25 protein-coding genes, 3 pseudogenes and 1 other annotated feature are annotated in these 24159 nt (G+C 33.4%); of the genes and pseudogenes, 5 read left to right on the top strand and 23 right to left on the bottom strand.

Annotated elements, in window-relative coordinates; all coding sequences use genetic code 11:
- Positions 1-167 precede the first annotated feature (167 nt).
- The gene (locus tag NST14_RS11275) at positions 168-1625 is read left to right on the top strand and encodes a serine hydrolase (RefSeq protein ID WP_000034338.1); all 1458 of its coding nucleotides are present in this window, start codon (positions 168-170) and stop codon (positions 1623-1625) included.
- A gap of 50 nt (positions 1626-1675) precedes the next feature.
- On the opposite strand, the gene NST14_RS11270 is transcribed toward NST14_RS11275, so the two are convergent.
- The 6 genes from NST14_RS11270 to NST14_RS11245 form a co-directional block, all read right to left on the bottom strand.
- Positions 1676-2608: an aminoglycoside phosphotransferase family protein gene (locus tag NST14_RS11270; protein WP_000849688.1), complete on the bottom strand. Its 933-nt coding sequence runs from the start codon at positions 2606-2608 to the stop codon at positions 1676-1678.
- Positions 2609-2620: 12 nt separating this feature from the next.
- Positions 2621-3007 carry a VOC family protein gene (locus NST14_RS11265; protein ID WP_001094657.1) on the bottom strand — a complete coding sequence of 129 codons (387 nt, stop codon included), beginning with the start codon at positions 3005-3007 and terminating at the stop codon, positions 2621-2623.
- A gap of 1 nt (position 3008) precedes the next feature.
- Entirely contained in the window at positions 3009-3644 is a 636-nt protein-coding gene (locus tag NST14_RS11260) for an HAD family hydrolase (RefSeq protein WP_001174997.1), read from the bottom strand.
- 105 nt (positions 3645-3749) lie between these two features.
- Entirely contained in the window at positions 3750-4337 is a 588-nt protein-coding gene (locus NST14_RS11255; RefSeq protein ID WP_001134413.1) for a YpjP family protein, read from the bottom strand.
- A 283-nt stretch (positions 4338-4620) separates the two neighbouring features.
- The gene (locus NST14_RS11250; protein WP_000592557.1) at positions 4621-5820 is read right to left on the bottom strand and encodes an ABC transporter permease; all 1200 of its coding nucleotides are present in this window, start codon (positions 5818-5820) and stop codon (positions 4621-4623) included.
- The gene (locus NST14_RS11245) at positions 5813-6523 is read right to left on the bottom strand and encodes an ABC transporter ATP-binding protein (protein WP_000895233.1); all 711 of its coding nucleotides are present in this window, start codon (positions 6521-6523) and stop codon (positions 5813-5815) included. The genes NST14_RS11250 and NST14_RS11245 overlap by 8 nt, the downstream gene beginning before the upstream one ends.
- A 153-nt stretch (positions 6524-6676) precedes the next feature.
- On the opposite strand from NST14_RS11245, the gene NST14_RS11240 reads away from it, so the two are divergent.
- Together NST14_RS11240 and NST14_RS11235 are read left to right on the top strand one after the other, a co-directional pair.
- Positions 6677-7108, top strand: a complete 432-nt coding sequence (locus NST14_RS11240; RefSeq protein ID WP_000009783.1) for a GNAT family N-acetyltransferase — start codon at positions 6677-6679, stop codon at positions 7106-7108.
- A gap of 29 nt (positions 7109-7137) precedes the next feature.
- Positions 7138-7665, top strand: a complete 528-nt coding sequence (locus tag NST14_RS11235; protein ID WP_000181094.1) for an HAD-IIIA family hydrolase — start codon at positions 7138-7140, stop codon at positions 7663-7665.
- 56 nt (positions 7666-7721) lie between these two features.
- Here the strand turns inward: NST14_RS11235 and NST14_RS11230 are convergent, their stop codons facing one another.
- From NST14_RS11230 to NST14_RS11205, 6 genes are all read right to left on the bottom strand, one after another.
- Positions 7722-8162 (bottom strand): GNAT family N-acetyltransferase, encoded by a 441-nt coding sequence (locus NST14_RS11230; RefSeq protein WP_001223863.1) that lies wholly within the window; start codon positions 8160-8162, stop codon positions 7722-7724.
- Entirely contained in the window at positions 8159-8632 is a 474-nt protein-coding gene (tsaA, locus tag NST14_RS11225; RefSeq protein WP_000493235.1) for a tRNA (N6-threonylcarbamoyladenosine(37)-N6)-methyltransferase TrmO, read from the bottom strand. Before tsaA ends, NST14_RS11230 begins: the two co-directional genes overlap by 4 nt.
- Before the next feature lie 87 nt (positions 8633-8719).
- Positions 8720-9418 (bottom strand): aspartate/glutamate racemase family protein, encoded by a 699-nt coding sequence (locus NST14_RS11220; protein WP_000848599.1) that lies wholly within the window; start codon positions 9416-9418, stop codon positions 8720-8722.
- Positions 9419-9566: 148 nt separating this feature from the next.
- The gene (gene eutG, locus NST14_RS11215) at positions 9567-10769 is read right to left on the bottom strand and encodes an alcohol dehydrogenase EutG (protein ID WP_001158502.1); all 1203 of its coding nucleotides are present in this window, start codon (positions 10767-10769) and stop codon (positions 9567-9569) included.
- A gap of 52 nt (positions 10770-10821) precedes the next feature.
- Entirely contained in the window at positions 10822-12261 is a 1440-nt protein-coding gene (locus NST14_RS11210; RefSeq protein ID WP_000424306.1) for a GntP family permease, read from the bottom strand.
- Positions 12262-12469: 208 nt separating this feature from the next.
- Complete coding sequence (locus NST14_RS11205; protein ID WP_000288833.1) at positions 12470-13135, bottom strand: HAD family hydrolase; 666 nt, start codon at positions 13133-13135, stop codon at positions 12470-12472.
- 197 nt (positions 13136-13332) lie between these two features.
- Between NST14_RS11205 and NST14_RS11200 the strand changes: the two genes are divergently transcribed.
- Together NST14_RS11200 and NST14_RS11195 are read left to right on the top strand one after the other, a co-directional pair.
- A complete protein-coding gene (locus NST14_RS11200) occupies positions 13333-14130 on the top strand; it encodes a lipid II flippase Amj family protein (RefSeq protein WP_000237162.1) in 798 nt (265 codons plus the stop codon).
- Between the two features lie 24 nt (positions 14131-14154).
- Entirely contained in the window at positions 14155-14730 is a 576-nt protein-coding gene (locus tag NST14_RS11195) for a nucleotidyltransferase family protein (protein ID WP_001025800.1), read from the top strand.
- A 36-nt stretch (positions 14731-14766) separates the two neighbouring features.
- On the opposite strand, the gene NST14_RS11190 is transcribed toward NST14_RS11195, so the two are convergent.
- From NST14_RS11190 to NST14_RS11150, 11 genes and pseudogenes are all read right to left on the bottom strand, one after another.
- Positions 14767-15681, bottom strand: coding sequence for an alpha/beta fold hydrolase (locus NST14_RS11190; RefSeq protein WP_000584222.1), 915 nt, complete (start codon positions 15679-15681; stop codon positions 14767-14769).
- Between the two features lie 37 nt (positions 15682-15718).
- Positions 15719-17059, bottom strand: a complete 1341-nt coding sequence (locus tag NST14_RS11185) for a sodium-dependent transporter (protein ID WP_000814557.1) — start codon at positions 17057-17059, stop codon at positions 15719-15721.
- 116 nt (positions 17060-17175) lie between these two features.
- Positions 17176-17424, bottom strand: a binding site (T-box leader).
- Between the two features lie 743 nt (positions 17425-18167).
- Positions 18168-18653, bottom strand: coding sequence for an immunity protein YezG family protein (locus NST14_RS11180; RefSeq protein WP_001091052.1), 486 nt, complete (start codon positions 18651-18653; stop codon positions 18168-18170).
- Positions 18654-19721: pseudogene (locus NST14_RS11175) on the bottom strand (DNA/RNA non-specific endonuclease); the annotation flags it as partial.
- A gap of 515 nt (positions 19722-20236) precedes the next feature.
- Entirely contained in the window at positions 20237-20701 is a 465-nt protein-coding gene (locus NST14_RS11170; protein ID WP_000708805.1) for a hypothetical protein, read from the bottom strand.
- A gap of 814 nt (positions 20702-21515) precedes the next feature.
- Positions 21516-21860 (bottom strand): DUF2185 domain-containing protein, encoded by a 345-nt coding sequence (locus tag NST14_RS11165; protein ID WP_000867689.1) that lies wholly within the window; start codon positions 21858-21860, stop codon positions 21516-21518.
- Complete coding sequence (locus NST14_RS11160; RefSeq protein ID WP_000698516.1) at positions 21850-22389, bottom strand: ankyrin repeat domain-containing protein; 540 nt, start codon at positions 22387-22389, stop codon at positions 21850-21852. The genes NST14_RS11165 and NST14_RS11160 overlap by 11 nt, the downstream gene beginning before the upstream one ends.
- Before the next feature lie 16 nt (positions 22390-22405).
- Positions 22406-22525: a GH-E family nuclease gene (locus NST14_RS31020; protein WP_001998786.1), complete on the bottom strand. Its 120-nt coding sequence runs from the start codon at positions 22523-22525 to the stop codon at positions 22406-22408.
- 275 nt (positions 22526-22800) lie between these two features.
- A pseudogene (locus NST14_RS11155) lies at positions 22801-23124 on the bottom strand (WXG100 family type VII secretion target); the annotation flags it as partial.
- Positions 23125-23146: 22 nt separating this feature from the next.
- Positions 23147-23364: pseudogene (locus NST14_RS31015) on the bottom strand (hypothetical protein).
- A 342-nt stretch (positions 23365-23706) separates the two neighbouring features.
- Complete coding sequence (locus NST14_RS11150) at positions 23707-24156, bottom strand: SMI1/KNR4 family protein (RefSeq protein ID WP_001030889.1); 450 nt, start codon at positions 24154-24156, stop codon at positions 23707-23709.
- Positions 24157-24159 lie beyond the last annotated feature (3 nt).

The following is a 24159-nucleotide window of genomic DNA, read 5'->3' as shown; positions in this document are numbered from 1 at the left end:
TCTAAATCTTAATTTAAATTAATTATAATAAAAATAAAATTCTAAATAAATAATAATTTTATTCATCCTTACAAAATTATTAACTTTCCATATTTAAAAAGGTTTTCATTTTCTATTACCGAAAGTATAGTGCGGTAGAACAAAAATTATATTTGGAGGTTAGAAGTATGTCTAAAATTGAAACGCCTGTTATGACTTCTTTACAAACAACGGTTGAAAAAATGATGAAGGATTTAAACGTCCCGGGAGCTGCTGTAGCTATTATAAAAGACGGTGAAGTTATTATTTCAGAAGGATTTGGCTATCGAAATCTAGAGACAAAAGAACTAGTTACACCGCGTACTTTGTTCGCAATTGGTTCCTCAACGAAAGCTTTTGGCACACTTTCATTAAGTTTGTTAGCACAGCAAAAAAGGTTTAATTGGGATACTCCTGTCCAGTCTTATATACCTAACTTCTCTTTATCTGAACTACTTGCTAGTTCACAAGTTACAGGAAGAGATTTAGCTTCTCATCGTACCGGGGTAAGTCGTCATGATGCCCTTTGGTACAGCTCTTCCTTATCTCGAAAAGATCTCGTTGAAAAAATAAAACATTTACCACTTGATGCACCGTTCCGCACATCATTTCTATATAACAACTTAATGTATGCGACAATTAGCTATATTGTAGAAAACATAACAAATCAAACGTGGGAGCAATACACTACAGAACATATTTTAGAACCTTTAAATATGAGACATACAAACTTCTCTGTTACCGATTCACAAACGACAGATGAATACGCTTTACCTTACATTGAAAATGACGGTGAAATAAAAGAAGTTCCATTCCGCAACATTGATACCGTTGGCGCTGCTGGTTGTATCAATTCTACAATTAAAGATATGGCAAATTGGGTACTTCTCCACTTAAATGAAGGAAAATTTGGAGATCATGAATTAATCTCCTCTGAATTATTACAACAAATGTATACACCACACAATTCCATTCCAGACCAACCGGTTTTATCACTCCCTGAATCTCCATTAAATAGTTACGGTCTTGGTTGGTTTATTAGCGCTTATCGTGGTAAAAAAGTAATTCATCATGGCGGTAATATCGATGGATTTTCAGCGCTTGTTTCATTCATACCAACAGAAAACATAGGCCTTGTCATTTTAACGAATGCTGGAGGAACATTACTTCCTACTTATCTCGCTAATCAAATTTATGACGAACTACTTGAATTAGAATCCATTGATTGGCATAAACGTGCTGTAGAAGATACTGAAAAAATGAAGGAAATGATAAAAGAAGCAACTGAATCCATTCCAGAACAAATTAAAGGAACTACACCTTCTCATAAATTAGAGGATTATACTGGTACTTTCGAACATCCGGCATACGGAACATTACAAGTATACAAGCGAGATGATTCGTTATTTGTACAATTTATGGAGATGGACATTCAATTAACACATCATCATTACGACATCTTTTCTGCAAAAGTTGATTTATTCCAAATGAAGATGAATCTATTATTTGCATATGAAATGAGTGTGAACGGTGAATTCCCTTCCCTTCAGTTACATGTACCAGCTACGCTAAGTACTCAGCCGCTTGCATTTAAGAAAATTAAATAAGTATTTTGATGGTAAAAAATAAAGGTAGGTGCGAATCACACCTACCTTTTCTATTTCATATCAATCTTATTTGGTTGAAACCAAATTGGCTTCGATAACTCAAAGTTATTATGATCCTCTAAAACTATAGTAAGGCGCTCTAACATATCATCTAACATATGCGGCGCTGCTCGTAATGTCCAGACAACTGAGGAGAAAACTGTCATACCAACGTACACCGTGTATAATTTCCAGAATTCCTCTGGTATTTTTCTATTAAAGTATCCTTCTATTTGTCCGATTGAATACGGAATACTAATGTCCCTTGCAAACAGTGCAATTTTCACAAAATCATGAAGTGGATCGCCCCAGTCGTAGCCATTAAAATCAACAACACCTACATATTTTCCATCCCGTACAATTATATTTTCTAAATGAAAATCATCGTGTTGAAATCGATTGGGGCGGTTCTTTAAAGATATTTCATTTTCTTCAATAAACTTTATGATTTTATCATCATTTTTTATGTTTATTCCACATGTTTTATATGCCTCTAAATATTTACTATGTTTTTTCATTGCTCTTTCATACCATGGAAGTATATCATTAGGAGCTTCATATGTATGCATTTTTGCTAAATCTTTTCCTGCCTCTATACCAATTTCATATTGTTCTTTTGGTGAATACGTAGGCAATAGCTTCTTTGCATCTTCCCCTTCTAAATACGAAAAAATACTATAGCATACACTTTCATCTTCCAATATACCTATTTCAATCGGCTTTTGTGCCTGTATGTTACGTTTTTCCATTTCATTTAAAATTTGAAACTCTATTTTTCTTCTTTCATACTCTTGTATATCGCCAATCCGTAACAAATATTTTTCCTCATCAATTGTCGTAACTATATATTTCTTATCCGGTGAAAAACCTTTAGAAATTTCTGCAATATTCGTTGCATCTTTTACTATTTGTATATTGTTTTGCCATGTTGTAATTGTTTTCATGTATATTCCTCCTTACATTTCTACATTTGGTGTGTAAGCCACTTCTATAATAAACCCATTCGGATCATAAAAATCAATCGTATAGTACCCTCCCGAATAATGATTCATTTCCATCGGACCACGTATTATCTTTATTTTCGTGCTAGAAAGAAATTCTGCTACCTCATCAACTACTTTTCTATTAATAGCTTGGTAACAAATATGTCTTGGTCCTAAAGTTCTTACGATTTCTTCATCTACTTCTTTAAAATATATTTCACTTTCTCCTGTGCTATATGCTACTTCATTTAACTTTCTCCAGCCAATTATAGAAAATAACATATCATAAAAAGAAATGGACTCCTCTAAATTCGCTACCCAAAATTCAATATGATGAATACCTGCTCGAAGTGTATTCATATTAAGAATACGCCCCTTGTACTACTTGTACAATTTCCATAGGTGTATTGACCATATAATCTGGTGCATCTTTTTTCACTGTTTCAATGACATCATATCCCCAAGATACCCAAATTACATTCACCCCTGCCTTTTTACAAGCCGCTACATCTCTCTGTTCATCACCAACGTATAACATATCTTTCTCCGTTATCTTTTTCGATTTTAAAAACCTTTTAATCATTTTATCTTTACCGAACAAATTTTTAGAACAATACACTTCTTGTATATTTTCTATACCATTATTGTGTAAAAACGCACGAATATGCTCCTCTGAGTTCGATGATATGACTGCAATTCCGTAGCCTTCTTTATGTAGTTCGTCTAATACATCTTTCATCCCATGGAACAAAATAAGATCTTTTATGGCAGGTTGATACAATTTATAAAACTCCAGCGCTAATATTGGTAGTTTATACAGCGGTACATCAAGTTGTTTACATCTTTCTGGCATCGTTAATTTACGTAAATACTCAATTTCTTCTTCCCTTACCGTTTTATATCCGTGCTTTTCAGCAAGTTGATTATAAATTGGTACAAATATATTTTGTGAATCTACTAATGTGCCATCAAAGTCAAAAACAATATATTTTTGCATTGTCCTACTCCCTTTACTTCTTTTTCTAAACCTATTTTATTCAACAACATAGTCGTCTTACCCTTCTATAAACATAAAAAAAGAACAAGATTTCTCTTGTTCTTTTTAAGAAAGCCATTTTGGCGGCACATTCGTATTCCAATAAATATTTCCCAACTCATGATGTCCGGAGTACCCATCATCAAAACGGTGATAGTGGAAATTAAAATAATACCCATCTTGCGGTGGATGATCTCTTCTTACGTGGAAACGCAATAAGTCATTTCCTGTTTTCGTATCGTAAACGTGAAAAATCTTTTCATTATTTCCACCAGCTGGTTTTTGAGAAATCGCTAATGATTGTAACGAATCTTCCGGTACATCATTTGCTAGTTCAGCAATTGCCTCTTCAATCTTCGGTAATATTACATCTTTAAACTCATCTTCAATTACTGGACCAATTTTAGTACCAAACTTTTGCATCGACTGTTTCTCTGCTTCTTGCATTGCGTAAGTAATAAAAGTATCGGTGGTTAACCTGTCATTCGTTTCTTCATATGTATAGGACGTACTCTCCAAATTTTGTTGCCCAGCTGTGCTTGTAGGCTTGTCCGCAGCTTTGGCATTATCAAGCAATATGGAAGGAGGCGTCACTAAACCAAATGTAAATACGGTAATTAATGCGACTAAGGTTTTTCTAAACCAATTTGGCATGTATGTTTCCTCCCCTTTCACTCATTATATTTTATATAACGGTTGTTTCCTCTATTATACAAAATGATTGTAATTTTTGCACTTTACAATTTTGTTAACGTTCACATATTTTTCACTTGAATATGAAATTGTAAGATTTCATACAATAAAAATACAACAATGATGAGGAGGAGATCCGATGACTTTAGATGTCATGTATTCCGCCGCAAGCATACTCGTTTTAGTATATTTTATTTATCAATGTGTGACAGATTAGAAAAAGAGCCATTTTTCGGCTCTTTTTCTATGGTAAAAATACAATCCAACCAATCCATACTATAAAAATAATCCCGGCAATTACAGCTGCTAATAAATAAAAATAAGAAAGGATAATTATTCCATATAAAAGGATTACTGGAAGTAATAAATAGCGATCTGCCTTCCATCTTAACAATAGTAATTTTCCTTCATCACAATATAAATGAAGAAACATTTTTTTCGCAAATTCAGCCCAATAATCGCGTGCATAGCGGGAAATTGCAAATAAAGCAAATGCAAGAATAATAGCTGCAATCCACCTAGGACTCATAACAATACTTATCGCGCTTATACATACAATTTGAATATAAAATATTCCTGCACTACTTGTACGGAAAAATTCTTTCAAAAAGGATTCAACAATACGATCATCAGTTTTCTTCCCTAAAAACTTTTTAGAACGTGGAAACATCCACGGCTTTTTATTCGAACTACTCGGTTTAGCTGCATGACCACCAACTTGCATAATCCCACTCGTCCAGCGCATACTTTCTTCTTTTTCTTTTTCAACTTCTTTAAAAAAGGAATTTCTATAATTTAGTTTTTCTTTTATCAATGCGATAATTAGAAAAACTACTAGACCGATACATAGTATAGAATAAAATGGATTTTTATAAATAAGAAACAGGCTCATTCCCAAAAAGGATAGACTTATAGAAAATATTACATTTTTTATAATCCATAGTAGCCATCGTTTCCCCACACGTACATGAATATATCTCGTTAATAACGACAACATACATCGAAATAGAGTAAAGAATAACCAAAATAATACGACTTGTATCTTCGTCACTCCAATACTTTTCATCAACACTGGTAACATAGCAACAACAACTACTACATTCGTTATCGCTATTCGAATAAACGTATATGTCATGCCATACTGGATTAATTTTTGCATGTGAGCGGGATACGAAATTAAAAATAAACTATCCGCTTGCTCAAAAAATGAGCGAACTCCTCTTGCATATGTAATCACATAAAATGCGAGTAGGCCTAATCCGAAAAAAACCGTCTCTCCTATCGCTAGTTCTTCCATCCATAGTGAACGATAATAAATTCCCATAAATATAAGTGCCGGAATAATAATATATAGCGCAACCGTCCAATCAGTTATAGAACGTATGGACTTCCATTTGCGCCCCAGTTCATGGCGTAATCTTTTATAAAATTGTTTTTTAATCATGCTGTTCACGCCTTACGATTACATCAAAACAATCTAATAATGAACTTCCTGGCATTTCTGCTAACGTTTGAATTGCCTCTAAATGGCCATCTGCGACTAATGTACCTTGAGAGATGAGTAAAAATCTTTCGCAAATTCTTTCAGCTGTATCTAATACGTGCGTACAAAGTAAAATTCCTGCCCCGCGTTCTTTTTCTTTATATAAATAACTTAAAAACTCTTTCGTAGCTACTGGATCTAGTCCGATAAAAGGTTCGTCAATGATATAAAAATCTGGTTCTGTTAAAAACGCTAATATAAGCATCGATTTTTGTTTCATACCTTTAGAAAACTTTGATAAATACTCATGTTTATGCTTATCCATTCGAAACATATGTAATAACTCTTCAGCTTTCCGTTCCCAGCTTCCGGCTTCGTTCTCGCGAGCTGCCATTAATAATTCAATATGTTCCCAAAGCGTCAAATAATCATAATATGTCGGGTGTTCTGGCACATATGCATACGGATTTTTCTTCTCGCCAAATGATATTTCACCATCCACATTTACAAGTAACCCAAGTATCGTTTTAATCGTCGTACTTTTCCCGGCACCATTTGCACCAATAAGAGCAACTAATTCACCTTTTTCAATAGAAAAAGCGATATCATGAATTGTTTTTTCACCTATTTCATATCCAGCAGAACGGATATTTACTTCTAACATACATTCCCCTTCTTTCCATTTCCAATACAAACAAGGAAAAGAATAATATATAACTATTTATATATCATTATAAAATATTTACTTTCCTAGCAGGAAAAAATATTTTTTAACAGAATAATAAATGTTTGATTACATTTTATTGGAGTGGATAATATGTCTTTTCAAATTCGTGAAGCGACGATAGACGATATAGATGCGCTTTGCTCTTTGACGAAAGAATTAAAAGGTTCCTCTATTTCCTATGAAGATATGAACAACCGATTGCAATTCGTACAAATGAGTCCTTTTGATTTTTTATATGTTTATGAGGAAGAAGAAACTATATTTGGATTACTTGGGTTTCGTATACGTGAAAATTTAGAAGATGTAACTCGTTATGGGGAAATTTCAATTATTAGCGTTGATTCTACAATACGACGAAAAGGCATTGGGCAAGTATTAATGGATTATGCAGAGCAATTAGCAAAGAAGCATAATTGCATTGGCACATGGCTAGTTAGTGGAACAAAAAGAGTAGAGGCTCATCCTTTTTACAAAAAATTAGGATATGAAGTAAATGGTTACCGATTTGTAAAATATTTTTAAACTACTTTTTAACGGAAAGGACTATAACTATGACAAACTTTCAAGCAATTTTCATTGACCGTGACGGTACAATTGGTGGCGATACTACAATACATTACCCAGGATCATTTACATTATTTCCTTTTACAAAAACATCCTTGCAAAAACTAAAAGCTAATCATATAAAAATTTTCTCTTTTACAAACCAGCCAGGTATCGCTGACGGGATAGCAACTGTAACCGATTTTGTACAAGAATTAGAAGGCTTCGGTTTTGATGATATTTATGTATGTCCTCATAAACACGGTGATGGTTGCGAATGTCGTAAACCAAATACAGGCATGCTGCTACAAGCAGCTGAAAGACACGGGCTTGATTTAACACAATGTGCTGTAATTGGTGATCGCTGGACTGATATCGTTGCAGGAGCAAAAGTGAATGCGTCAACGATTTTAGTACGAACAGGCGCTGGATACGACGCTTTACATACGTACCGAGACAAGTGGGCACATATTGAACCAAACTACATTGCAGAAAACTTTGAAGATGCGACAAATTGGCTTTTAAGTCAACTATAATGCAAATGAAAAGAGACGCCTTCAAAATGAAAGCGCCTCTTTTCATCTAATATTTTTTAAAACGTCAATTCATAATGGAAATAACGATTATCTCTCAAATAACCATTTTCAGCGTATAATCGCTGCGCTGATAAATTATCAATCTCCGTTTGTAATTTTACACCTTTTGCACCATTTTCTAAGGCAAATTCTTTCGCAGCTTCTAATAATTTTTTTCCTGTTCCTGCTCCGCGCTTAGCAGCTTGCACAAATAAATCATTTAAAATCCATAATTCTTTCATCGAAATAGAAGAAAATGATGGATATAATTGCGTGAATCCAATATATTCCCCGTCTTCAACTGCCACGAAAATAACTGATTCTTTTTTCTCGATTCGATTTCGTAAAAATACTTTTGCTCCTTCTAAATCGGAATCTTGTCTATAAAACATACGATAGTTATTAAAAACTGATGCTAGTCCATCTAAATCTGCAATTGTTGCCTCATATATTCTCATTTTACTCCATTCCCCTTCCAATACTGTCTCATTATATCCGTGGCCCATTTAGGCTGTACGATTTCTTCTTTCGGCATAAACTCTTTCATTATCGGCTTTATATCCAATATAGGGGTACCATCAATAGCATCTAACCCCTCAACAATAATTGATTTACCTTCTCTTTTCATTACCTTTACAATGGTTGCTCCTATACGATTCGGACGATTTTTCCCGCGCTGTGCAAAAATCCCTACTTTAGGATAATCATGATTATTTCTAGGATGTCTAGCAACATATTGAATTTGTTCATCAGTTACTTTGTGAAAATAAAAAACTACTTCAATATGAGAAAAATCTTCAATCCCTTGTATACTTTCTTCTGTATACATTTCCGTTAAAGTAATATAGGATTTTACTTCTCCCCACTCATCGTCTTTTATTTCCTTTCTTTCATTATGTACAAATGCGATTGGTTGAACTGAAAACATACGCATTCCCCCTTACATGTAACCACTTACATTATAAAATATTTTCTGAATGTTTTCCACATATACAAATTAGGTTACATAATATAATTATAATCTATTTCCTACAGCGAAATTAACTGCTTCAACTGCATGTATATAAGTCGTATCGAATATTGGAATGGATACGTCTTCCTGCTTTATTAATAATCCTATTTCTGTACATCCTAAAATGATACCCTGTGCGCCTTTTTGCACTAAATCTTCTATAACTGTTTTATAATACTCTCTGGATTGAGATACGATTTTTCCTAAACATAATTCTGTATATATGACTTCGTTTATTTTTTCTCTATTTTTTTCTAATGGCACTATGACTTTTATATCATTCTCTTTAATACGTGATTTATAGAAATCTTGCTCCATTGTATATTTTGTTCCAAGTAAACCAACAGTTTGAATACCTTTTCTTTTCATTTCTTTCGCAGTTGCATCTGCGATATGTAAAACTGGAATATGAATATTCTCCTTTATTTTCTCAATTACTTTATGCATTGTATTTGTGCAAATAATAATAAAGTCTGCGCCTCCCATTTGTAATGAATATGCTGCATTCCCTAGAATTTCTCCTGCACTATCCCAATCACCGCTAGACTGGAATCCTTCAATCTCTTCAAAGTCTACACTATTAATTAAACATTTAGCTGAATGTAACCCACCTAATCTACTTTTTATTTCTTCATTTATGATTCGATAATATTCAGCAGTTGATTGCCAACTCATACCACCAATAAGACCTATCGTTTTCATTAAACCCACACCCACCTTATACTATTTATTCAAGATAATTTCGAAATTTTATTATGTATATTATACATAATAAAACAAGACTTTACGTTTGATATATAAAGTCTTGCTTTAACTATTTCCAAGGAAATTTTATAAGAATATTCTGAAATTAATCACCTAATGTTTTTATAGAATCTTCATATCGATAATGAAAACATTCTCGATACAACTGTTTAATTTCATCATATGATGGCACACGTGGGTTATTTGCTGGACTTCCACTTTCAATTGCATCTGACGCCATTTTAGAAATAGCTTTTTCAAATTCAACTTCACCAATTCCGTATTCTTTTAAATTTGGAATACGAAGATCAAAACAAAGTTTTTTTATTTCCCCCAGCGTGTAGTCGGCTACTTCTTCATCACAATAGGAATACAAATCTTTATTTAAACAGCGGCCGATTTCCGCTAATCTTTTTACCGCACTACCTTTTGTATATTCTAAAACTGTAGGTAATAGTATTGCATTTGATATACCGTGTGGTACATGAAATAATGCCCCAACTGGCCTCGACATTCCATGAACTAACGTAACAGATGCGTTTGAAAATGCAATTCCAGCTTGTAAGGAAGCAATCATCATCGCTTCTCTTGCCTCCATATTCTCCCCATCTTCATAAGCAATACGTAAATATTTCATAATACTTTCAATTGCTGAAAGAGCGAGTACATCTGTAAGTGATTGTGAAACTTTAGAAATATATGCTTCGACTGCATGACATAATGCATCGATCCCTGTTGCTGCTGTAATATGAGGTGGTACAGAACGTGTTAAAATCGGATCAATAATCGCTACTTGCGGGGTAAAACTCGGATGCTTCATCATCATTTTTACATCTGTTCGTTTATTCGTAATTACTGCTACACTTGTTACTTCTGACCCAGTACCCGAAGTTGTTGGAATTGCAATGAGCGGTAGCGGATCATTGTCTATTTCCATATCCTTTTGGACATAATCTTCTACTTCTCCGCCATTTGTATATAACACCGCAACTGCTTTTGCTGCATCAATACAACTTCCACCACCAAGACCGATAATAAAATCACACTTTTCTTCTTTACAAATAGTTAACGCCTCTAACACGTGTATATTTGTAGGCTCAGCATTTACCTTATTATATGTAATAACGGTAATACCTTTTGTATTTAATTGTTGTATACAACTCTCAACATATCCTAAATTCTCCATAATTGTATCCGTAACTATAAACGCTCTTTTCCCGAATTTCTTGGATTGTTCCCCCAGTTTTTCAAGCGAATTTCTTCCATATAATACAGACTTCGGCATACGAAATTCAGCAACTTCTTGCAACTACTCCACCCCTTCTTTCCCTAATTCATGTTTTCGTCTATAAAATATCTATTTAATAAATCCCTGTTAAAGTATAGAACGCGATAACTAAAAATACAGCAAGCGTTTTCAAAACTGTAATTGCAAATATATCTTTATATGACTGTTTATGAGTTAATCCTGTTACTGTAAGAATAGTAATAATAGCCCCGTTATGTGGTAGTGTATCCATTCCACCTGATGCCATTGATACGATACGATGCATTACTTCTAACGGAATATCAAATTGATGAGCCGCTGCAATAAACTTATCTCCCATTGCACTTAAAACGATTCCCATTCCTCCTGATGCAGAGCCTGTAATACCGGCTAAAATATTCGTCGTGACTGCTCCATTCACGAGAGGGTTTGTGAATGTGGCAGAAATGCCATCTCTCATGATTGCAAAACCTGGAAGTGCGGCGATGACACCACCAAAACCAAACTCAGCTCCTGTATTCATTGTCGCAAGTAACGCTCCGCCAATACTTGTATTCAATCCAGCTTGAAATCCTGTTACGACTCGTTTCCAATATAATAATAACGTTGTTACAATACCTATTATAAGTGCCAATTCTACCGACCAAATTCCAACTACTGCACTTAATTCTACTTTTCCAAATGCTTTCATACCAATTGTAGAAAAATCAAAACCATTCGGATACCACTTCGGTATCATAATAGTAAAAACTTTATTCATTACACCTACTAAAACAAGTGGTATAAAAGCAATTACTTGCTGTGCTCTTGTAATTTCAAGACTTTTCAGTAACGGCATATCTTTTTGTTCTACTTGTAAAGAAGCTGCCATTTCCGTATTCCCATCGTTAAAACCAAAATATCCTTCTCCAGCTGCTTTCGCCTTCTTACGTCTACTCTCTAAATATAGTAAACCTAACGTAAGTACAAAAATTGCCCCTACAATACCAAGTATCGGCGCAGCATAAATGTCTGTTTTAAAAAACGTTGTAGGTATTACGTTTTGAATTTGTGGTGATCCAGGTAGCGCATCCATCGTAAACGTGACCGCTCCAAGAACAATCGTTCCAGGGATTAAACGTTTTGGAATATTCGCTTGTCGAAACAGCTTTGCTGCGAATGGATATACAGCAAACACTACTACATACACACTAACACCGCTATATGTTAAAATAGCCCCCATTAATACAATTGCTAATATCGTACGTTTTTCACCAACTAACTCTATAATTGTCTTTGCAATTGAGTCCGCAATTCCTGACATTTCTACTACTTTCCCAAATATTGCTCCAAGTAAAAATACAGGAAAATATAGTTTAATAAAACCTACCATTTTCTCCATAAAAATATTCGAAAAGAAAGGTAATACAAAACTAGGCTCTGTCAAAAACACTGCAAATAAAGCAAAAATCGGTGCAAATAAAATAACAGAAAAGCCTCTATAAGCTACAAACATAAGTAAACTAAGTGCTAATAATATAATAACTAGCTCCAATTATACCCCTCCTTTAACAGAAGATTCAAACTTTTATTGATAAACTTCTACTACTAATCTTTTGATTCTGACATCCCTCCTCTTATTCATACAAATTTTTCATGCTAAAAATGTCTAATTATAAGTATTCGATTACATATGAAAAATCCCTTTAAACAAAAAACGATTTCATCATCATACGTTATAAAGGGATTATTAGTCTCTATATTTACTTCTTTATCAAACTATTTTCTAAACAAAAATGATGTAGTTCTTTTACATCATTTACGATATGAGTCGCACCAACTTCAGTCAATTCCATTTCACTACCATAGCCATATAAAACGCCGATCGATGCAATTTCATTATGATTCGCGCCGATTATATCGTGCTTTCTATCTCCAATCATAACAATTTCTTCTTTATTAAGTTCTTCATTTGTTTGTAAAATATGAGCAATGATTTCTTCTTTTTTTATTCTTGTACCATCTAAATTACTTCCAATGATACCTTCGAAATAATTTGTTAGTTGAAAATGCTCTACAACTTGTTCAGCAAATATAGTAGGCTTTGAAGTTGCTATAAATAAACGATTTCCAGTATCTTTTAATTGTTTTAAAAGATTTGGAATACCCTCGTAAACATTATTCTCCAACAATCCACGTTGCTTTAAATATTCTCTGAAATAAAAAACAGCTCGTTCAACTTCTCCTTCATTCATATTATATCTCTCTACAAATGATTGCTGGATGGGTGGACCGATAAATGAATCTAACTCGCTTATATGTAATTCTTCAATGCCAACCTTTTTTAATGCATACAATACTGAATTTACAATCCCTTCTTTCGGATCCGTTAATGTTCCATCTAAATCAAATAAATATGTTGTGTACACGTTTCAATCCCCCACTCGTTTTACTTTATAAGTAACCTATAACAGATTTCCCCCTCTTTCCCTTCTATTATAATACTATCATTATCTTTTTTTCTGAAAAATTACTTTTCCTATGTCACATACTTTCACTTACAAAATGTAATAGATATGATAAAGTAAAAAAGTTACAATTATTTTAATAGAAACTGGTGAAACAAATGGTAATTACGTTAATTTTTATAATGGCTTTCACGATTGTAATCCACGCAGTTGAAACAAGCTCTTATAGTATTCGATTAGCAGGCGTTCGTTTAAAGAAGATCGCTGTTGCATTATCTGTCGTAGGAATCGTATTGCTCATTTCAAGAACGTCAAACTTACTACAAGCCTTTTTACTTGGCGGGATTGTCGATGAAGCAAAACTAGATTCTTCTATTGATTTAGAGAATATTATGCGACTCGTTCTATTATCGGCTTCTGTTGGTACGTTGCTTGCGATTATACTATATCCAACTTTGACAAAACTATTTGGATACGTCATTCAAAATTTTGAAACAGATGGTTCATTCATTCGAATGATGAAGACGAATAACATTCAAAAATTAAAGTACACAAAAAAATATGTACGGTTTCCAAAGTTCGAAATGATTCATAGACTACGCATTGGTGGTATTCCAAAACGTATTATGCTTATTAATATGTTTGCTACTGCTATTTATACAGCAGGTGTTCTTTCTGCCCTTTACGCTTCATTTCTAAATCCAGATTATGCAACAAACGCAAGTACAGCTTCTGGTCTTGTAAATGGTTTTGCTACAATTTTATTAACCGTACTACTCGATCCACGCATCGCTCTTTTAACAGAACGTGCTTTACAATCAGAGAATGGTGCTGAGTCTATGAGTAAAATGTACGGTTGGCTAATGATTTCTAGACTTTTTGGTACATTATTAGCACAACTACTATTTGTACCAGGTGCTTACTGGATTTTATGGATTATTGAACTAATACATTAATTTACTAGAAAGGTGAATATATCAATGAATATCCAAACAGAGCAACATATCATTCGCTTAATAGAAAACGACGAATGGATGATGGACGTATTACAATTAGCAAAATCACTAGAATTACCTGATTGGTGGATTTGTGCCGGGTTTGTTCGTTCTAAAATTTGGGATACTTTACATAACTACGAAATAAGAACAACTATACCAGACGTTGATGTCATTTATTTTGATCCTTTTCGTAAAGATGAGATATACGAACAATTATTAGAAAAGAAACTGATAAATTTGGATGCCTCTATCCCTTGGTCTGTAAAGAATCAAGCTCGTATGCACGTAGTAAATAATATGCCACCGTATTCTTCTTCTGTTGATGCTATTTCTAAATTCCCTGAAACAGCAACGTCTTTAGGGGTTACATTAGACGAAAAAAACAATGTTATATTAACAGCTCCGTGCGGCATTGAAGATGTTCTTTCCTTACAAGTGAGACCAACAGCTCATTTTCTGGAATCGAAAGAGCGTATACATATGTACAAAAACAGAGTTATTAAAAAGAACTGGCAAAGTAAGTGGCCTAGCATTACAATCACATATCCAGAAATTTAGAAAGGATGCTTCTTATTTAGAGAAGCACCCTTTTCTTCATTTCAAAAAATGTATGACTGTTTCTGCAAACCTATTTGCTTCCTCATAATGAGGTGAATGACCACTTTCTTCAAATACGATATACTTGCCGTTTCGGGCATCTTTATTAAATATTTCAATTTGTTTTTCACACGTTACAACATCATGTTTTCCTACTATTAATAACATTGGATTCTGTACATCTTTTATTTTAGATAATAATGACGTATGACATGCTCCCTCTAATTTTAATCTATCAAAGTGAATTTTGGAGCGATTTGAAAATTCTTCCCACTCTTCATCACTATATAAACTCTCATCTGTCTCATCTTCCTTATTATTGTAAATCTCCATTCTTTTTTCTTCTAATTCATCACTTAATCTTATATAAGCTTCTAACAACTCTTCTGAACAAGCATTGCTAGATGAATAAAATAAACACGCTTTTGCTACTTCTTCTTTTCCATATTTTTTTAATAAGTCCGCTGTCTTTTGTAATAAAGCTCTACTTGTTAATGCAAAATCAAAAGTTGGCCCTTCAAATATTATTTTCTCTATTGAACTTGGATATATCGACGCATATAACAATGCTACATATCCACCGAAAGAATGTCCAATTACAGACCACTTCTCAATTTGTAATACTTTTTTTAATTCCTCACAGTCTTCAATTAAATCTTTTAATCCAAAATCTTCGTCCTCAGTAATTTCTTCTGAGCGACAAACACCTCTTTGATCTATCATAATTACATATAAAGAATCTTTTAAACGTTCCGCTTGATGAAATGAAAAATCGTAACAACTTTCTCCTGGTCCACCATGCAAGTATAGAACTGGTTTATTTTTAGGGTTTCCATGCGTTTCAACGTATAGCTTTTTTCCTCTAATATGCATGTATTTCCCTGCTTCTATCAAATTCGCCTTTATGATCATCACCTTCTTTTTTTACTGAATATTATAACATCAACTGTTAAATAATCCCTATTACATTTAAAAAGACGATAATGATTGCGAGTGGTGCTACAAATCGAAGTAAAAACGCCCAACAAGTAAATACTTTCTTTCCATAATTTCCACCTACAAAAAACTCTGCTTCTAATACCTTTTTTTCCATTTTAAATGAAACGAAAATACTAATGAATAGTGCACCAAGTGGCATTAATATATTACTAGATAAGAAGTCTACTGCATCAAAAATATTTTTTCCGAAAATCGTAATATCACTCCATACTCCAAATGATAACGCTGATGGTATACCTACTAAGAAAATGCAGAAACCGATCATCCATGATAACTTTGTTCTTCTTTCTTGTTCGCCATTTGCTACTGCTGAAACAACTGTCTCTAATAGTGAAAATGCCGATGTTAATGTCGCAAATGTAAATAGTGCAAGGAATACTGTTAAGAAAAACCCACCAAATGGAATTTGACTAAATACTGATGGTAATACGATAAATAGTAATCCAGGCCCTTCTGTTGGCTCCATTCCTAATGAAAATACGGCCGGAAAAATTGCAAGTCCTGCAAATAATGAAACAAATAAATTCAATCCAACAATTGTTATTGCTGATTTTGGTAAACTTTCTTTTTTATTTAAATAGGAACTATACGTGACCATAATCGATATCCCGATACTAATCGCAAAGAAAGATTGTCCCATTGCGAACAAAATACTTTCTGAAGTAATCTTTGAGAAGTCTGGTTGTAAGAAAAACTTCACACCTTCCATTGCATTATCAAGTGTTAATGAGCGAACAATAAGAGCGACAAATAAAACGAACAACGCTGGCAACATATATTTACTTGCTTTTTCAATTCCGTTTTGTACACCTTTTGATACGACCCAAATCGTAATGAACATAAAAGCGAAATGTCCCATAATTGCCCAAACAGGATTTCCAATTGTTTCAGTAAATAATGAACCGTAATTTTGTCCTGGAGTAATAAGTTGTCCCGTTACTCCTCTGAATAAATAAATTAACACCCATCCACCTACAACACTATAAAACGAAAGTAGTATAAAACACGTTCCGACGCCAAGGCGTCCAATCCAGTGCCACCCTGTATTTGGTGCAATACTTTTAAATGCGCCAACTGCTTGTTTCTGCGTACTACGTCCAATCATAAATTCAGCTATAAGTAGTGGTAATCCAATTAATACAGTAAATAATATAAAGATTAAAAAGAATGCTCCTCCCCCGCTTTTCCCAGCGATATAAGGAAACTTCCATATTGCGCCAAGTCCAATTGCCGATCCTGCTGCTGCCATTATAAAACCTAATTTCGAAGTCCATTGCTCCGTCTGTTTCATCTCATTTTCCTCCTAATAAAATCATTTTATATAAATAATTAAATTTTATAAACCAATCCGAATAAACCCTCCATTTCTATTTCCATAAAATAAAAAAATGGCTCAACGTCTCTATATAAAGAGACGCTAAGCCATTTACTTAACGCGGTACCACCCTTATTGATTCCATTATGAATCCACCTTAGTAGTAATCGTTTGATTACAAACCTAATATCGAAGGTTAACCGTTAAGATTTACTAAGAATGTGATTCCGTTCCACCTTACTGCTCCTAGGCGAGTTCAGGATGTCATTTGACTATGTCACACCAACCCATAGCTCTCTGTACAAATATACGACCTTACTACTCCTATTCAACACATTTAAATATTTAGAATATATTTTCTTTTGAAATTAATATGAAGTATATCGGTTATATTTGTAACTGTCAAGGGATATATTAAAATTTGTTGAGAAACCTTTTTATGATCCTCCGTCATCATCATCACTATCAGCAGTACCTTCTTCTGGATCATCTTTATCTTGTTGTTACGATGACTCTTTTTGTTGAATAACGTTAGTTACCGCTGTAGTAGGCGACTCCACCTGTTATTGGATGTACTCTTACATCAACCGTTAAATCGTACTTTACGATGACTTCAAAACATAATACACCCCTTAATTTTTACAATAATTTTTTCTCTAGTAATGTCGTACACTGTACAAAGCCACTACAATCTATAAATTTTAACACTTAATACACTTATAAAATTATACGTTTACCAACTTATTTCTACACTAAAATGCAAAAAAGCACTTGTTGCCATAATTGACAATCAAGTGCTTTAAGTTCATATGTTTTTAAGTAGCGGAAATTTATAAGTTTTGTAGTAACAGTATGACACCCTTTACATGTCATGATAACTACTACGTTAAAACTTACGAGTTTGTACGAGTTCGTTAGTTTCATGCTCACTCCATGTGTTTATATTCACCGCCATGTAAAATGTCATATCGTCTAAGCTCGTACCTCGTTTTCTATTCTATCATTGCACACCGTACTCCATGATGGTATAACCATCATGGAGTATGTATTTTCAAACACCTTATATCTATAACTCTAGTAGAGATCATTTTTGTGTATTAATATATTCTCTAATTAGTTTCACATCACTTTCTCTCTTTTCATCAGGGGAAATTCCTAATTTTTTATACTTCCATATAATTAATCTCTCATAATGATTATAATTATTTTCTTCGTCTAATAAAGTATAATCAAATTCAATATCAAACTTACCAGTAGAATATAACTCAAATGTTAAATTAGTCCAAGGTTCCTGCTTATTTCTTTTAAATTCTTCCCATAACTCTCTAAAGAGGCTGTCAAGAAGATTTAATTGACGATCAGTCTCGTCTTCATCAATCCCTTCCATATCTTCAATATCTAAACTGTATATTGGTTCCTGCTTATTTTTTGGATAGTAGAAAAATACCGTCGAATCACTATATTCCTCAACTTCTGAATATACCATTACTTTTTCCCATGGTTCTGGAATAATATTGTTTAACTGTATAGCTACTTTTTGATAAATACTTTCCAAGTTCTCTGTATTCATTTACTTTCCTCCATATACATTTTTCAAACTAGCTTTAAATTTTTCTCCATCAATTCTATATTTTATGTTAAAGCTTACAGGCCTCACAGAATTCCCTTCATATACAGGTCTAATATCAACTATAACTTCCCGCTTATCTCTTAAAGCTTTTGCCCAAGCAGATTCCAATTTTTTATAAGCACTTACATTAACATTACCATTCATTGCAACTATGTTATCAATTAGCGGAGATCCATTAAATTGCGTACCGATTAAATGTCCACCATGATCGCCTTGAGTACTAGGAGCTTTGACTCGGTCTTCTCCTCCAGCAGCTAGCTGATGCTTACTATTACGTTCTCCCATCTCTAACGTTAATTCTCCAGAAGCTCTCTCAATTCTTCCTAGTTCATCTGTTTGATATAGATATCCATTCGTTTCATATTTTACATTAGGTTTCAATTTAAATTCATCTAAAAAGTGACTACCATCTTTAACTACATCATCAACAGCCTTACTACCTTTACCCGTACCCTTAACAACCTTACTCTCCATATACTGATAAGCCTCTTTCAGAGAATACTGTCCCCCCTCTGAGACCCTTCCTACTCCAGGCATGACATAGGCTTTCCCTACACCTGGGATCCATTTGTACTCCATTAATGTTTTTACTGCGTGCTGGATCTTTTCATTCCCCTGCAAGAAAGTTGTTTTTACGGTTGTGGCACCTTTGTTCCATAGGCTTCCGATTTTGTCGGCAAATCCTTTTGCTGTGGAGGCTACAAAGTTTACACCCTCTTTTACTTTGTGGCTGGCTGTTTTTATGCCATCGACAGCTGCTTTTCCAGCTACCATTGTTACGCCTTCGCCTAGTTTTTTTCCTGCTTTTACAATTGTCTTCCCAAAGCTAGAAGCGACATACTTTATTCCTTTTCCAGCAAGACTTGCCACTTTTCCAACAGGAACAAAGTTTAGGAGCGTCCATCCTGCGGCAATGAGTCTTTCTTTTGGTGATAATTCTTTTCCTGTAATAGGGTCTTTACCGGTAACTGCACGAATTGCATCATTTACTCCGATGAATTCAGCTGCTCTTTAGAATCTATTTTCTTATACTATTTGCTGAAACAATATATGTACTTATCATTTATTATACTCTCCTCTTTTCTATCCTAAAATGAAAAAAACACTTGTTGCCTCTCATAGACAATCAAGTGCTTTATGTTCATATGTTTTTAAGTACTATAAATTTGTAAATCTTGCAGTAAAAAATGTGATACCTTTTGTATATCATAAAAACTACTATTTTAAAACTCACGAGTTTATACGAGTTCATTAGTTTCATATACAATCCATGTGTTTATATTCATCGCCTAGTAAAATGTCATCTCACCTAAGCTCGTACTTCTTTTTTATTCTATCATTGCACATAGTAATAGTACTCCATGATGGTATTACCTTCATGGAGTCTCTATTTTCAAATATATCATTTTTCTTTTTTCTAATTCAATATTTTAATTATCTTTAGTTCGCTTGCCTTATGTGTTAGTGATATATAACACCTTTCTTATAGATAGCTTTGGCACTATAGAGTGCTCCTAAAAACATTATCTTTCCTCTCTACACAAATGAATATAATGACCAAATTCAGGAAATACGTCCCAGTTTCTTTCAAGGGTATCGCTAATCTCACGCTCCTCGACTAAGCCGGTCTTTAAATCCCTTTTTTCCATTGCTATATAGCCATTTTCTCGGAATCCCCAAATTAAGCTACTTACTTCTGTATCAGTTTCATCATCATATTCCCAATACGTAGCTGTTCTTAAAAATATCTTACTCTCACTCATAACTTCAAAATCATAATTTAAATACTTACAAATAAAGTCATCATAAAATCCCACCGAAACCCATTCATTTGTAACATTTACAATATACTTAAGGTTTTCATCTTCAGTTAATACCGCCGTATATGGTTCATGTTTTTGATGGTATGTGTATGCATCACGATCATCTAGAATATTCCAAGGCTTCTTTTTAATTTCCGACCATTCGTCACAATAATAAATTTTCATAGTCAATTATACACCTTCCCTTTAATATCCCTAATAATAATCCTATTTTTTGTTGCTTCATCAAGAATCGTTTGCGAAATTGGTTTATTTTGAACTGGCACTTCTAATATTAACTCACCTTTAAGTCGCCCCCCTTTGAGAGCGTTAGGATTAAAAGGACCATTTGATATTTTAGAAACTGAAGGATATTTTTTTGTAATTTCATTTAAATAACTCTTAGCTGTTTTTTCTTGTACTTCACTAAGCTGAGTGAATTTTCTCGATACTATTCCCTTATTTTGTGCATATGAGTCAACTACGTATTTTTTACCCCTACTTCTTTTGTTTCCAACGTAAGCTTAACATCATTCCCTTTAAACATTGGGAATCCTAAAATATCAAGCGGACAAACTATAATATCAATGGTATGACCGATGATATTAATATTATTGAGGATTTGCAAGCGAATGTCAGTTTTTGTTGAGAAAATAGGGATGGAAAAGACGAGCTTTTTTATTTAGATTGATTGATTCGAACACATGTTGGAAACGGGAATGAATGCTTTAGAGCATTTACAGAATTTCTTTACAAGCAACGAATCGAACGAGACATGGGAAAAGCTATCCTTGAAGTTCGTAAAAACAAATTAAATAATCTACGAATTGTTGGTAAAAATAATAAAAACATTAACTTAAACGAAGATGATAAATAACTCTTGTCATGAAATAACACTATAAAAAAAGTCAACAGACCACTACGTTCTCCTAACGTCGCTGTTGACTTTTCTTATTGGAAATGCATTTTTGTCAGTGCCCATGGAACTCACAAAATAGCATCAATTTCCTTTTACAATTTGACCAATATCTTTCTCATCTTCACTTATTAAATCATAAAATCCTACATGAACCCCTTCTTTATACAACCAACATAGGTCTGTTCCATAGGGAGCATCAAAAATTTCTAACATAACTGGTGCTATTTCTAATATAGAGCTTGCTCCTAAAACTTGAAAATTACTAGAATCATTTACATATTCATCATCATCTTCTAAAGAGTAAATAGTCCACCCATTTAATTGAGGAACTTCTGATTTTTCTCTAAATGTATAACGTATTGGTTTTCCGGCTACAACATTCTTAGAAACAATAAAACCTCCAAAGTCAGAATTATTAACTTTCATATTCACACTCCTCAATAATAGTTAATAAATCATTTCTCCAAGAATACTCTTTGGCATAATCCACACATGATTTTCCAAATTCATCTTTCAAATTATACTTTGAGCCACTACTAATAAGTAGTTTATACATCTCTTTATTATCTTTTGTAGACAATTTATTTATCGTAATAGCATATTTCAAGGGGATAGCATTATATTTATCTAAAGCATTGATATTAATCTCATTATCAATAAGTAACCTTGTTATCTCTAATTCATATTCTATTGTTGGACGTAAAACACAAAAATAAAACATATGCAATGCATTCCTTTTATTTTTAGCTGTAGTATAATTAATATCAATATCCTCTTCTAGCAAAAATTTTATAATCTTAAGTTTTTCACTAGAATTTTTATCATTAATCATTGCCATACACAATAAATTGATATCTAACTCACTATCAATTTGATTAATATCACCATCATAAAATCGTTTAAAATCTTCATAAGTTCCTTCTCTAACCGCATCAAAAATATTTAATATTTTCATTGCATCATCTTCCTAACTACTCATATTTATGACTCCTATTTGCAGAAGGCGTTTCTAATCTGAAATTATCTGGGTTAAACTGAAATTCCTTTAATTCTTCAAGAGTAATCTCACCATGTTTATACTTCTCAAACATTTTCTTATACGAATTTCCTTCTGTATGCCCAAAATCTACTTTACCTTTTCGTGGTCGTCCAGGTTCCAGTCAATTGTCTCACTAGTGTTAGGGTCTCGTAAAATTCCATCTGGGTCTATCTGTTTATTGAAAACATCTTTTTCAAATCCAAGTTTCTTTTCCCCAGATAATTGTGGTCTACCCCTAGGCTTTCCGTTTTTAATATATGGACCATTTTCTAAAGGGCCTGAAAAATCATCTAATTTCTTTATATTAGCTCCACTGGCTTTATCACCAACATCACCCGTACCCTTAACAACCTTACTTTCCATATACTGATAAGCCTCTTTCAGAGAATACTGTCCTCCTCCTGAGACCTTTCCTACTCCAGCTATGGCGAAGCCTTTTCCCTCGCCTGGGATCCATTTGTACTCCATTAATGTTTTTACTGCGTGCTGGATCTTTTCATTCCCTTGCAAGAAGGTTGTTTTTACGGTTGTGGCACCTTTGTTCCATAGGCTTCCGATTTTGTCGGCAAATCCTTTTGCTGTGGAGGCTACAAAGTTTACACCCTCTTTTACTTTGTGGCTGGTTGTTTTTATACCATCGACAGCTGCTTTTTAGTAGATACTCTTTATTTTCTCAATCTAACAAAATATTAGCTTTTTTATTATAACTTATTTCTATACTAAGACGAAAAAAGCACTTGTTGCCTATCATAGACAATCAAGTGCTTTAAGTTCATCTATTTTTAAGTAGTATAAATTTGTATATTTTGTAGTAACAGTATGACACCTTTTATATGTCGTGACAACTACTACGCTAAAACTTACGAGCTTGTACGAGTTCTTTAGTTTAATATATATTCCATGTGATTATATTCATCGCCTAGTAAAATGTCATATCGCCTAAGCTCGTACTTCGTTTTCTATTCTATCATTGCACACAGTACTCCATGATGGTACAACCATCATGGAGTACTTACTTTCAAACACCATATATTTTTTCTATCCACATCAAAAACAAATTCGTTTTCATTCTCTTTTCTTGTCTACCTACGCACAAAACTTTAAATATAATTATATATAAAACAAAAAATATATCAATAATACTTATAACTTCTATTCATCATGAACAATTAATCTTCTTATAATAAAAATGACCTTATTCAGCTTTAAGCTAAACAAGGTCATTTATCTATATTAAAACTCTTCTTCCCATGCTTCTTTTGCATCTAATAACCTTTGTGATAAAAACTCATAAAAATTCTTTGCTGTATTGTAGTCATCAAGTCCACCTTGTCTATCCCATGCTATTACTGGGCACTCATTGTTTTCCATATTACTAGTGTCTAGACAATAAGCATATTCCCCAATATTTTCAATAACTACTAAATTCTCACTCATTCCTAAATCCCTATAACTCTCTGTTTCAATAACAACAGAAGCTATATTAGACTTAGCCACCCCTAAAATATCAACACCAAATAACCCACCAGAGCCATAATTTGTTAAAAACCACTTATAACTTTCTGGCAATTTTAACTGTAGGGTATCTTGAACATAATCAACTTGTTTTTTATCTACTCCACCAGTAAAGTCATCTGATTCCATATTTACCTTAATAAAATTGGTTAATTCCTCTTTATTCATTCA

The sequence above is a fragment of the Bacillus sp. FSL W8-0519 genome, assembly GCF_038005585.1.
Taxonomy (GTDB): domain Bacteria; phylum Bacillota; class Bacilli; order Bacillales; family Bacillaceae_G; genus Bacillus_A; species Bacillus_A paranthracis.
Note: the sequence above shows the minus strand (reverse complement) of the source record. Positions and strands in the feature narration are given on the sequence as shown.